The following is a 12972-nucleotide window of genomic DNA, read 5'->3' as shown; positions in this document are numbered from 1 at the left end:
CAACATTTTCACTCAATACCCCATCAACATCAAGGAAAACTGAAAAGTATTTACAAAATATTCTGAATAAAAACTATAATTTCCATTATAACATGGATAGAGCGCTTTCTTTTGATTATGAGAGCAACAAAATTATTAGGATTTGGGGATAAGAAAAGGAAGTCGACCAACTGTCAACTTCCTTTTTACCTATTTTTGATAAATTATTTTCTACTTTAAGGAAACTTTAGGGTTTCGTTTATATACTATAACCATCCTAAAACTTTTCTTTTTCATAATCTCCTAAATCCAGGGCATAGGTCCTGGATTTTTTGTGTGGAAGAGTAATCATATGAAGAGTTTAGCATTATAGTTTGTCTTGTTTGACCTGAGCCACCATCTCTAGAAAATAGGCATGGACCCTTGTGTCACCTGTTAATTCTGGATGAAATGAGGTGACAAGCATATTTTTTTCCTTGGCTGCCACGATGGCTCCCTTGACCTGAGATAAAACTTCAACTTCTGGTCCAACGGTTTCAATGATTGGTCCACGAATAAAGACCATGGGAATCTCACCAATTCCCTTAAAGTCAGCATTTGTGACAAAACTGCCCAATTGGCGACCATAGGCATTTCTGGCTACATTGATGTCCATACTTGCCAAATGTTTTGTTTGGTCCCCCACTATGGTTTTGGCCAACAAAATCAGACCTGCACAGGTTCCAAATACAGGTAGTCCAGCATCAATTTTCGTCTTAATCGGCTCAAACAAGTCTAAATCATGCAAGAGTTTCCCCATGACTGTCGACTCTCCCCCTGGTAGAATGAGCCCGTCCAAATCAGCGTGAGCTTCCCAATCCTGTCGATTTCTGATTTGAACCGTTTCAACCCCAAGTGCTTTCAAGACCTGCTCATGTTCTGCAAAAGCACCTTGCAAAGCCAGTATTCCAATTTTTGTCATCTATTTTCCTCGCTCTGCCATTAAGATGTCAATTTCATCCTTGTTGATACCAACCATGGCTTCACCCAAATCTTCTGACACTTGCGCCAAAATATCGGGACGATTATAGTTAGTCACTGCCTTGACGATGGCTTCCGCACGTTTTTTCGGATCTCCTGACTTGAAAATCCCTGAACCAACAAAGACACCTTCAGCCCCCAACTGCATCATTAGGGCAGCATCCGCTGGTGTCGCTACACCACCTGCCGCAAAATTGACAACAGGCAACTTGCCATGTTCATGGACATAACGAACCAAATCAATTGGCACCTGCAAGTCTTTAGCAGTAATATAGAGTTCATCTTCTCTAAGATTTTGAATACGGCGAATTTCTTGATTCATGAGTCGCAAGTGGTGAACAGCCTGAACAATATCACCAGTACCAGGTTCACCCTTGGTACGAATCATTGATGCCCCTTCAGAGATACGACGAAGAGCCTCACCAAGATCCTTGGCCCCACAGACGAAAGGCACATCAAATTTGGTTTTGTCCACATGAATAAGATCATCAGCCGGTGTCAAAACCTCACTCTCGTCGATATAATCAATCTCAATCGCCTGCAAAATCTGTGCTTCAACGAAATGACCAATACGCACCTTAGCCATCACCGGAATACTAACGGCGTCCTGAATTTCCTTAATCATCTTAGGATCACTCATACGTGACACACCACCTACTGCACGGATATCAGCCGGAATGCGTTCCAAGGCCATGACCGCAGCTGCTCCCGCCGCTTCAGCAATACGTGCCTGCTCAGGATTTTGAACGTCCATGATGACGCCCCCCTTAAGCATCTGTGCCAAATTTTTATTTAAGTCGTAACGATTTGTCATTGCAATCACCTCTCATGTTTTTATGCCCTTTATTTTACACAGGATGATTTTTGAAAAAAAGACTCTATTTCCCAAACTGTATGGGGACAATTACCATTTCAAGCATATCTATAGACGAAAAAATAAATAAATTAGGAAAACTCTTTTATAGGCTATAACTATCACTAATATAAGAATCTTTTTATAAAATCATGGCGTTTTTGTATCCGCTTTCTATTGAAATTATTAGAAAATAGGATTAAAATATAATCGTAAATTAATTTTTGGTATTCATGATGTTTTTAATGTCGCAGCATGAATTTACCAAGCCACCATACAAGGGGGAAAATTATGGAAAACAAAGTTCGTTTCAAACTTCATAAAGTTAAGAAACATTGGATCACAATCGCTGCTTCAAGTTTGGCTATCGGAGCTTCACTAATTGGACTAGGACAGGTCGGAGCTGATGAAGTCAAACCAGAAACGACTGCTGTTAACAGTCCTGAAAATGTCGTCTCTGACAGCAATCTTGAGACTAGTGCTAGCCTTATAACAAGAACCGAAGTAGCTCCAGCAAGCACTACTGTTAATAATGTTCCTAGTGGGACAGTCTCAACTGACACTGCATCTACTAATGCGACTAGTCAGCCTACAGAAGCAACTGCTACACAGCCTAGTAACGAGGCCGATAAAAAGGTTGAAACCGCTCAATCTAGTGAAACAACTATTGCTGATAGGGGTGCTGAAGTCTCATCTGAAACAAGCGACAACGTAACTACTTCACAGGAAACACCCTCACAAGGTGGCAAGTTCACATCCGATGATCAGGGTAACTGGTATTACCTAGACAACGAGGGCCACAAACTAACTGGCCCACAAACCATCGACAGCTTCAACCTCTACTTCCATGACAATGGCATCCAGGCAAAAGGTGAAAAAGTCACTATTGATGGCAAGGACTACTACTACGATAAAGATAATGGGCGTAAGGTAACTGATACAAGTATTGAAGTAGATGGTAAAACTTATCTAGCAGATGCTGATGGTATCCTAACCGAAAAAACACAACTACCTACTCAGGTCGTGACCGGTGGTCATTTCCAATCTGACAACCAAAAAGATTGGTATTACTACACTGCCAACGGTGAAAAATTGACTGGTTGGCAAAATGTTGATGGTGTCATCCTTTATTTTGATAAAGATGGGAAACAAGTCAAAGGACAAGAACGAGAGATTGGTGGAAAATACTATCGATTCGATGAGAATGATGGTTCTCTATTAACGAATCAGTGGCATCACACTTCAATTTTCAATGGCTATAGGACAGAACCTCAATATACAACTTATACTAATTACTTAGGCGAAGATGGTGCTGAATTTATTGGATGGCATACCATTGACAGTAAACGTTATTATTTCAAACCTGACGGACTTATGGCTAAAAATGATACTGTCACAATTGATGGGAAGATTTATCTTTTTGATTACCAAGGACAATTGGTCAAGAACAAATATGGCATTGTTGAAACTCCTTCAATGTTCCATGCAAACACTTCTACCTACCGTACCAATGCTAACGGCGAAGTCTTAACTGGTAAACAAATTATCGATGGAAAAGAATATATCTTTGCTTTAAAGGGTCAAGTTCTTGATGGTATCATAGGTTATGACAGCAAACTTTATCTAGTCACAGATAGTAAAATAGAAAAAAACTATTTTGGAGCCCTTTTTTCAAAAAAAACATTTTGGGGCGGGCCTAGTTTCTCTGGAATCTATGGAACTGATAAAAACGGCGTCCTCCTAGAGGGCATCCAACGAGGCTCCGATGGTTACCTTCACTACTTCCAACCAAAGGTGGAAAGTATTAACAAGCCTACGTGGAAAGAAATCGATGGCAAGCGCTATCGTCTAACAAAATCATATCGAACAGAAAGATATGCTGGTATGTACACCACTATTATCCTTACTAACGACACTTTGAAAGTCGATGATAAGACCTACACAATTGATAATGAGGGAGTAGTGACTGAATTTACGGCTAAAAACCAATTTGTTCGCGATGATTTCTGGAACTGGTACTACTACGACAAAGAGTGCAAACTCCTAACAGGCCGTCAAACCATTGATGGTGTTCAACTCTACTTTGATAAAAATGGTAAGCAAGTCAAAGGTAGCCTAGTAGACATTGATGGTAAAACTTACTACTTTGACAAAGACAGTGGGGCTATGTGGACGAATACCACTCTCGAAAAAGACGGCAAAACTTATATCATCGATGAAAACGGTGTGGCTACTGAGAAAGTGAATTAAAAAGGAAAGACATAATATTTCTACCACTTTAAGAAAACTTTAGGCTTTGCTTTATATACTAAAACCATCCTAAAACTTTTCTTTTTCATAATCTCCTAAATCCAGGGCATAGGTCCTGGATTTTTTTGTTTTTAGAAAAGTCTGTAGCAACTAAAATCATTCCCTCTCTCACTCGCATCACAATGTAATCGTTTTCTTATTTTTATCAAAATTTCTTATATTTCCTTGAAAGTCTCTAAAATAGCGCTATAATAGGACTTAGGAAATGGAGGAAAAAGTATGAAAGTACATTCTAATTTTACTGGACCTAAGTCCACAAAACGTCTGATTGCATTCTCATGTGCAACTGCTCTTGCAAGTTTTGCCTTTATCGCAAAACCTGCCTTCGCTGAGGAAGCTAAGGCTGACAATGCATCTAACCTTGATACGACTGCTGCTACCACTGCCAATGTAGAAACTACCGCAGACCTCGTCGAAACAAAGGTTGTCGAAGCACCTGTTACTACTGAAAATGTGGCTAGCACAGAAAACACCACAAATGTCTCAGAACAAGCCTCAACTTCTACAGCAAGTTCTGAAACTGCCAGTGAAACAGCTTCAACAACTACAAGCGAAAGTCAAGCACCTGCAGAATCGGTCTCAGGCCAAACACGCGAAGCTGTAACTACAGACCGGGCTGCCAGTGAGGCTGCATCAGCAACCGCAGATACCAATAGTGAAACCAATGTTACCGGTGGTCAATATTATAGTGATAGCCTTGGTAACTGGTATTATAAGGATGCTAGTGGTAAGAACCTAACTGGTGCACAAAAAATCGATGGGATCAACGTTTATTTCGATGAAAATGGCATACAAGTCAAGGGAAACTTTTCAAAAAATAAACAATACTATGATGCAGATTCTGGTGCTCTTGTAACGGATTGTTATATTAATCATCTTGGTGGTGTTTACTATGTCGATAAAAATGGTGAACCATTAAAAGGCGCACAAACCATTCAAGGAAAACAAGTTTATTTCAATGATTACAACGGCCTTCAAGTTCGAGACGGATTTGCTAGCAATGAACACTTCTACGATAAAGATGGTAACCTTGTAACAGATAGCTATGTTTTTAGCACTAAATACAACTATAACAACACTATCTATCCTTTCTATGTTGATAAAAATGGCGACAAATTAAAAGGTGAACAAATCATCAATGGAAAATCTGTCTATTTCGATAAGTATGATGGAGCACAGGTGCGTAATAGCGTTGCTGACAATGGGCGTTTCTATGATCAAGATGGTAATTTAGTTGATCTAGGGAAAAAACACTACGTGTTCATCGATAACCATTGGTTCTATGTTGATGAAGATGGAAAGATACTTAAAGGTGAACAAGTCATTGATGGTGTGAAAGTTTACTTTACCCCTTATTACGGATATCAAATTAAAGGGGATTTTAATTCTGACGGCCAATTCTATGACAAGGATACTGGCGAGCTCGTGACAAACCGTTATATTCAATTAACACGCTACGAATCGAACGGCTCTATGGCTCCAACTCTAGAGACCCATTGGTATTATCTTGGGGCAGACGGAAAAGTGGTAACAGGTCCACAAGTTATTGACGGCGTTCGTGTCTACTTTAACTATAGAGGACACCAAGCAAAAGGAGACTTTGGCTACGATGGTTATTATTATGATAAAGACACTGGAGCACTCGTCAAAAATAGCTTTGTCTCCTTAGAGCAACCATCAGGAACCCTTATTTATTACCTCGATAACGAAGGCAATACAATTAAGGGAGAACAAATTATTAATGGTAAGCATCTCAACTTCGGTGAATACGGTATCCAAGTTAAGGGAAATTTCGCACCTAATGGACTTTTTTATGATGCAATTACAGGGGAACCTGTTACTAATCGTTATGTTCAAATCAATGACCAGAGTAACTCATATAATACCCTTGAAAATAAAGATAAATGGTTCTATATCGGTTCAGACTCTAAAGCTCTTAAAGGAGAGCAAGTCATTAATGGCGTAACCGTATTCTTTGACAAAGATGGGGTTCAAGCTAAAGGGATTTTCGCAGATGACGGTTTCTATTATGATAAAGATTCTGGAGCACGCGTTAATCTTGGCAACAATCAGTTTGTTCAAGTGAACGGTAACTGGTACTATCTTAATAACGAAGGTAAAATTGTAAAAGGTGAACAAGTCATTAATGGCAACAATTTTTACTTTGATAAAGATGGCAAGCAAGTTAAAGGGAACTTTGCTGAAAATGGAGCGTACTATGATGAAAATTCAGGAGTACAAGTAACCAATCGTTATGTTAACTTCAATAACAATTGGTATAGAATCGGTGCTAAAGGTACTCCTCTTAAAGGTGCCCATGTCGTTGATGGTCATAATGTTTTCTTTGACCAAGACGGTAAACAGATTAAGGGCGACTTCGCTTCGGATGGCTACTATTACAGTAAAAATTCAGGAGACCGAGTAGACTTAGGACAAAATCATTATCAAAACATAAACAATAATTGGTATTATATTGGTAATGACGGCAAACGCCTTACTGGTGAACAAGTCATTGATGGTGTCGAGGTCTACTTCGATAGTACTGGTAAGCAGGTTAAAGGAAACTTTGCTGAAAACGATTCATTTTACGATAAAGATAGTGGTGCCCGCCTTAAGGAACAATTTGTCGATTTGAATGGAAAGACTTATTATGTTGATGCTAAAGGCAAAAGACTTAGAGAAGGGGGAGTTCGAACTATCAATGGTAAAGAGTATACCTTTACGGGCGGTGCAGATCCCCACCTTGCTAGAGAAGAATTTCTATATCCTTACGGCTACTCTTCATTCTACGATTTGAATAACAAAGAAGTCAAAGGGCCTCAATTCGTTAAGGCCAAAAACGGTAATAGATATTACATTACCGCTTCTGGTCACGTCCCATTAGGGCTTCACATTATCAACGGAGAACTTTATATGTTTGATGCTCCGACAAATAAATATGCTGATGGTAGGGTTAGTGCGAATGGCTTGACTAAAGACTATTTCCCATCACTTATTCCTAATGGTAGCCATATCTATTACTTTGATAAGGAAACAGCTACTGCTATAAAAAATCAATATAAAGAGGTTAATGGTAACTGGTATTACTTTGGACCTAATTGGTATTCACTAACCGGTGAACAAACTATTGATGGGGCTCATGTCTATTTCCATAGAGATGGCAAACAAGCTAAAGGGGAACTAGTCACTGTAAATGATAAACTTCATTATTATGATCCTAACAGTGGTGCACGTACTGAGAACACTACCCTCACTATCGAAGGTAAGACCTACCATTTTGATGCTGAGGGAAATGGAAAACTCCTCAATTAGTGTAAGTGAGCAGTAAGCATTATGAAAAAGTAATTCCATCTTCCACTTTAAGAAAACTTTAGGCTTTGCTTTATATACTATAACCATCCTAAAACTTTTCTTTTTCATAATCTCCTAAATCCAGGGCATAGGTCCTGGATTTTTTTGTTTTTAGAAAAGTCTGTAGCAACTAAAATCATCCCCTCTCTCACTCGCATCACAATGTAATCGTTTTCTTATTTTTGTCTAAATTTCTTATTTTTTCTTGAAAGTCTCTAAAATAGCGCTATAATAGGACTTAGGAAATGGAGGAAAAAGTATGAAAGTACATTCTAATTTTACTGGACCTAAGTCCAAAAAACGTTTGATTGCATTCTCATGTGCAACTGCTCTTGCAAGTTTTGCCTTTATCGCAAGACCTGCCTTCGCTGAGGAAGCTAAAGCTGATAACTCATCAAACCTTGATGTGACTGCTGCTACCACTGCCAATGTGGAAACCACAGCAGACCTCGTAGAAACAAAGGTTGTCGAAGCTCCTGCTACTACTGAAAATGTGGCTAGCACAGAAAACACCACAAATGTCTCAGAACAAGCCTCAACTTCTACAGCAAGTTCTGAAACTGCCAGTGAAACAGCTTCAACAACTGCAAGCGAAAGTCAAGCACCTGCGGAATCAGCCACAGGACAAACACGTGATGCTGTAACTACAGACCGAGCTGCCAATGAGACAGCTTCAGTACCTAATGAAACAAACGTCACTGGTGGTCAATACTACAGCGATAAGCATGGATACTGGCATTACAAAGATGCTAGCGGTAAAGATCTAACTGGACCACAAACCATCGATGGCGTTAAGGTCTACTTCAATCAAGGCGGCGTTCAGGTTAAAGGGGACTTTGACTGGGACGGTCACTATTATGACAGAGACTCTGGTGCTCTTGTTACTAATAAATTCGTTGAAAATTATGGTAGAACCTATTACGTTGATGAAAATGGTAACAAGGCAATTGGTTCCAAAGAAATTGATGGAGCGTGGCATTATTTTGATCAGTATGGTGAACAAGTTGAGGATAGGTTTGCTCCTAATGGCCGTTATTATGACAAATATGGTAAACAAGTAGATTTTGGTACTAACCGCTATTTCGAATTAAACGGGGAATGGTACTATGCTGGAAATGATGGTGCTATTTTAAAGGGACCACAAACCATCGATGGCGTTAAGGTTTACTTCAATCAAGGCGGTGTTCAAGTTAAAGGTTATTTTGTCAGAGATGAGGGAGATAATAAATCTCGATACTACGATAAGGATTCTGGCGCTCTTGCCACCAATCAATATGTTATCGCTTACAATCCTTACAAACATCGAAATGAACGTTATTATGTTAACGACCAAGGAATTCGGTTAACCGGTCCTCAAACAATTGACGGTAAACAAGTCTACTTCGATAAATACGAGGGAAGCCAGATTTTCGACAATTTTGGTGATGATGGTTACTTTTACGATCAAGACGGTATTCGTGTCAACCTTGGTACAAATCGTTATGTTCAGGTCAAAGGAAATTGGTACTACGTCGGTAACGATGGAAAGATCTTGAAAGGTGAACAAACTATTGATGGTGCTCATGTCTACTTTAACTACAACGGTATCCAAGTTAAGGGAGATTTTGACTATTACAATCAATTTCACGATAAAGACTCTGGAAATCTAGTTACTAATCGTTTCGTAACAGTTAAAGACAAAACCTACTTTATCGGATCCGATAGCAAGGCCATCAAAGGAGCAACAGTCATTGACAACACTGAATACTTCTTTGATGAGAAAACTGGAGCCCAAGTCAAAGGAAATTTCGCTACTAACGATAAATATTATGATGGAATCACTGGTGGTCTCGTAACCAATAGTTATGTCCAAGTCGACAAGGACTGGTACTACGTAGGCAATGACGGTAAACGGCTTAAAGGTTCTCAAACCATTAACAATGTTCCTGTATACTTTGACCCTTATGATGGTAAACAAGCCAAAGGTGTCTTTGGCGATGATGGCTACTTCTACGACAAAGATTCTGGTGCTAAAATAGACCTTGGTACCAATCGCTACGTTTACATCAACGACAACTGGTACTACCTTAATGGAGAAGGAAAAATCCTTAAAGGCGATCAAACCATTGACGGGGTACAGGTTCACTTTGATCCATATTATGGTAATCAAATTAAAGGAGAATTTACCGATAGTAATGGGCATGCGGTTAAAGCAAACTCCTATACTAGCCCAGTTAAGTACTATGATAAAAATTCTGGAGCTCTTGTAAAAGGTCAATACTTTAGCCATGATGGTAAATGGTACTATGCAGATGCAGAAGGTAATATCCTTAAAGGCTCACAAACCATCGATGGGGTACACGTTTACTTTGACTATAATGGTGTACAAGCTAAAGATACTGTTCTAGATGGTTACTACTACGATAAAGATAGTGGAGCACGAAAAGAACTCCCTCGTGATCAGTTTATTAAGATTGGTGACGATTTATACTACATTAGCAGTAATGGACGAACTGGGAATATAACTATTGATGGTAAGGATTACTATGTTGGTCGATATGGTAGAGTTCTTCGTGGTTCCTTTAACGTATACCAAGAGCCACCTTACTATGATGACGAAACTGGCGAAGCTGTGAAAAAAACTGGTTTTGTTAAATCTTATGGTCGTTGGTACTATATAGAGGAAGACGGAAAAAAAGCAAAGGGCCTTAAAGAAATTGATGGTAAGCTTTATTTCTTCTCTAACAATCCAATGAACAAATACGAAACGCACGACCAGGCTAGAGGAGAAATTATAAGACCTAAATTTTACATTTCATTCCCAAATAGAGCAGAAAACAACCCAACTTACTACTTTGACACTGAAACTGGAGCTGCGGTAACTAACCAATTCATCTATGCAGATGGACACTGGTACTACTTCGGTAAGGATGGTAAGGCTCTCCTCTTCGATCAAGTCATCAATGGTCAACATCTCTACTTTGATTATGAAGGTAAGCAAGTGAAGGGCGATTTCGTAACAGACTACAAGGGAACTCGTTATTACGATGAAAACTCTGGTGAGCTCGTCACCAACCAAACACGTACCATCAATGGTGTGACTTATCACTTTGATGAAAATGGACGTGCGAAGCAAGTGTAAAACAGGTCATAAAATTGACTCATATTAATCTCATGAGTTATTCAAACTAAAAAAACAACCAAAAAGCCCAAATCAAAATATTGATTTGGGCTTTTTGGTAGGTAAAGAATTATTGGTTCTTTTTCAATCTTTTTAAGTGTTTATATAAACCGAAGGCACGGTCTAACTTCATGGATTCGATGGGACGTTTGCCCTTGATATAGAGATTACCATTGGTCGCATTCATCAAACCCGTTTTTGAAATCGCATAACCAGTCGTCATGCCGCTATAAAGGAGTTTTTCAAGTTTCTTGGCATCTAGGACTCTGCTTGAAGAGTCAAGGCTACCATTTTCCGCTTCGTAAATATCCACAAGTCTCTTAAACTTATAAGCCGTTTTTATGGACATGTCACCAGCGCTTCCCTTAGAGTAATAGCGATAAAGATTTTGTGGGCTCAAGTCCACTGAAGCTGCCTCAGGGCCACTAGGTGAGTAGGGCTGGAGTTTGATAAAGGTGTTTAGCTTTCCGATATCAATGTGTGATTCGCTGTCATTTTCCCTATGAATTGGCAGTGCAATCTTATCCACATTTTCCTTACGTCTAATCGTTGCTAACAATTCATAAGGCTCAACTCTTAGAGTTTTGGAAAATTTTTCCAGAGTATCTAGTGAAACAGTCCCTCTTTGCTTGATTAAGTTATAGTTGGTTTGTGCCATGCCAGATGACACCACAAAGTGCGTCATGCGTTCTCTGACTTCTTCAGCATCCATAGTCTCTGTGATATGTAATTTCTTACGAATATTATTCCACAGGTTTTGCGTGACCTGGTCAGGCTTTCTTGGAAACTCAAAAACTTCATGCTGGTTGTCTTGAGATAAAAGCATACCAAGTGTGATATTTTTCTTGGTCACCTTAGCCAGACCATTAGTAATGGTTACAATCTTTGGAATATTTCCCTTAGGCTTGTTCATAAAAAGCATCCGTAAGCTTCCTGAAGGAATTCCCGTCGCTTCGGAAAGCTCTCTGTAACTCTTCTTATCTTTCCAATAGTCGCCCATCCGAGCTTTCTCTGCATTTTCCCAGAAAAGTTGCTTAAGAGGCTTAAGATCGCTCGGACGATTTGAAATTAATCGTTTTGACATCATTGTCTCCCTCTAAAATTGCTGTTTAAGTATAGTCCGCCACTATTATCTCATATTTTTAACAAAATTAAAAACTATTTTTTAAGCAAATTCTCATTGTACAACTTTAACGACAATAGCATTTTAATATCTCTACTAGAAATCAACCTTAAAACTCCCCTCGTACACGCAACGAAGGGAGTTGTTTTGCTAATAATTCCAATTAACCAAGAGATAAATGAGGCTTGAGCCAAACATATCAGCCAAGGCATGGACTAGGAAGAATGGAAGCAGGTTTTTGACCTTATATTTATAAAGAAAATAATAGAGTAGACCAAATACCACACCGATAACCAGAGCCCATAGCATACCCTGATAGGTGTGGAAGGACACACGGACAAGGGTTGAAAAGAGCAAGACCCACCACTTATACTTGTCCTTTACTGAGGTCAAGAGTCCTAGGAAGAAAAATTCCTCGTAGAAACCGTTAAGCAATCCGTAGGTAATAGCCATAGGTGACAAGGCCAGAAACTTATTAAGCACAGCCATAGGACTAATAAAGGCTAAAACTTGAGGACTAAAGTAGTTATACTGGCCTGACAGCGTGCTGACCATATCGGCCAAGAGACCCATGATAGCGAAAATAAAAGGTACCCAAAATAGGACAGACCACTTTAGACGGATAGGCAGTTGCTTGAAGTCAAAATGACGGATCCAAAGATAGACGAGGGCCAAGGACAAAAGAATCAGTTGTAAGCTGAAATTACTTGAGTAGGCTGCTCCTTTGCTAACCGTATTTGTCGCTGTTTCAGTCATTGTTGTGGAAATGGTTGGCGACAGACTAGCCATATACAACTGGGTCGAACGCACGATAAACTGTCCAAACATGATGAGCGTTACCATACCGATGTCGAACCATCTCAGTTCCTTAAGTGGTTGCTCGGGATGGATTTTCTTTAGTAATGACATTGTCTTCCCTTCCTCCTCGTATCTACAACAAAAGCTCGTTTTTTCTTTAAGCTTATTATAAGTCATAATCCTTAAATTAACACTAACATTTGCAGAAAAATTAGTATTTGATTCGGAAAAAGAAAAAGCAAGGAAGGCATCTTGATACGTACCGTGTCAAGTAGACAATTGAAATAAATAAAATGTGAGGAACCAGGTTGCTTTGGGTTAAGCAGTCTGGTTTTTCTTATCGGCAATAGTTTTCCAGTAATCTCTATATTTTTTAGA

Annotated in this window: 7 protein-coding genes; 3 read left to right on the top strand and 4 right to left on the bottom strand. The window is 39.3% G+C overall.

Features of this window, described 5'->3' with window-relative positions:
* Positions 1–346: 346 nt before the first annotated feature.
* Both pdxT and pdxS read right to left on the bottom strand, forming a co-directional pair.
* Positions 347–940, bottom strand: coding sequence for a pyridoxal 5'-phosphate synthase glutaminase subunit PdxT (gene pdxT, locus PCY14_RS09175; protein WP_293919733.1), 594 nt, complete (start codon positions 938–940; stop codon positions 347–349).
* A complete protein-coding gene (gene pdxS / locus PCY14_RS09170) occupies positions 941–1813 on the bottom strand; it encodes a pyridoxal 5'-phosphate synthase lyase subunit PdxS (RefSeq protein ID WP_002883851.1) in 873 nt (290 codons plus the stop codon). It lies immediately after the preceding gene.
* Between the two features lie 330 nt (positions 1814–2143).
* On the opposite strand from pdxS, the gene PCY14_RS09165 reads away from it, so the two are divergent.
* The 3 genes from PCY14_RS09165 (at position 2144) to PCY14_RS09155 (ending at position 10634) form a co-directional block, all read left to right on the top strand.
* Entirely contained in the window at positions 2144–4102 is a 1959-nt protein-coding gene (locus PCY14_RS09165) for a KxYKxGKxW signal peptide domain-containing protein (RefSeq protein ID WP_301363456.1), read from the top strand.
* A 279-nt stretch (positions 4103–4381) separates the two neighbouring features.
* Positions 4382–7474 carry a hypothetical protein gene (locus PCY14_RS09160; RefSeq protein ID WP_301363455.1) on the top strand — a complete coding sequence of 1031 codons (3093 nt, stop codon included), beginning with the start codon at positions 4382–4384 and terminating at the stop codon, positions 7472–7474.
* A 298-nt stretch (positions 7475–7772) separates the two neighbouring features.
* The gene (locus PCY14_RS09155) at positions 7773–10634 is read left to right on the top strand and encodes an N-acetylmuramoyl-L-alanine amidase family protein (protein ID WP_301363454.1); all 2862 of its coding nucleotides are present in this window, start codon (positions 7773–7775) and stop codon (positions 10632–10634) included.
* Positions 10635–10743: 109 nt separating this feature from the next.
* Here PCY14_RS09155 and PCY14_RS09150 read toward each other — a convergent pair whose 3' ends face one another.
* Positions 10744–11757: a hypothetical protein gene (locus tag PCY14_RS09150; protein WP_021151640.1), complete on the bottom strand. Its 1014-nt coding sequence runs from the start codon at positions 11755–11757 to the stop codon at positions 10744–10746.
* Positions 11758–11946: 189 nt separating this feature from the next.
* Positions 11947–12705, bottom strand: coding sequence for a CPBP family intramembrane glutamic endopeptidase (locus PCY14_RS09145; protein ID WP_060934205.1), 759 nt, complete (start codon positions 12703–12705; stop codon positions 11947–11949).
* Positions 12706–12972 lie beyond the last annotated feature (267 nt).

It is taken from the genome of Streptococcus sp. SV2 (assembly GCF_030440175.1).
GTDB classification, from domain to species: Bacteria; Bacillota; Bacilli; order Lactobacillales; family Streptococcaceae; genus Streptococcus; species Streptococcus raffinosi.
This window is presented reverse-complemented; position numbering and strand designations above follow the sequence as displayed.

Coding starts and splice junctions, on each gene's coding strand:
- PCY14_RS09155 (WP_301363454.1), top strand. CDS start 7,773: ATGAAAGTACATTCTAATTTTACTGGACCTAAGTCCAAAAAACGTTTG.
- PCY14_RS09165 (WP_301363456.1), top strand. CDS start 2,144: ATGGAAAACAAAGTTCGTTTCAAACTTCATAAAGTTAAGAAACATTGG.
- PCY14_RS09160 (WP_301363455.1), top strand. CDS start 4,382: ATGAAAGTACATTCTAATTTTACTGGACCTAAGTCCACAAAACGTCTG.
- pdxT (WP_293919733.1), bottom strand. CDS start 940: ATGACAAAAATTGGAATACTGGCTTTGCAAGGTGCTTTTGCAGAACAT.
- pdxS (WP_002883851.1), bottom strand. CDS start 1,813: ATGACAAATCGTTACGACTTAAATAAAAATTTGGCACAGATGCTTAAG.
- PCY14_RS09145 (WP_060934205.1), bottom strand. CDS start 12,705: ATGTCATTACTAAAGAAAATCCATCCCGAGCAACCACTTAAGGAACTG.
- PCY14_RS09150 (WP_021151640.1), bottom strand. CDS start 11,757: ATGTCAAAACGATTAATTTCAAATCGTCCGAGCGATCTTAAGCCTCTT.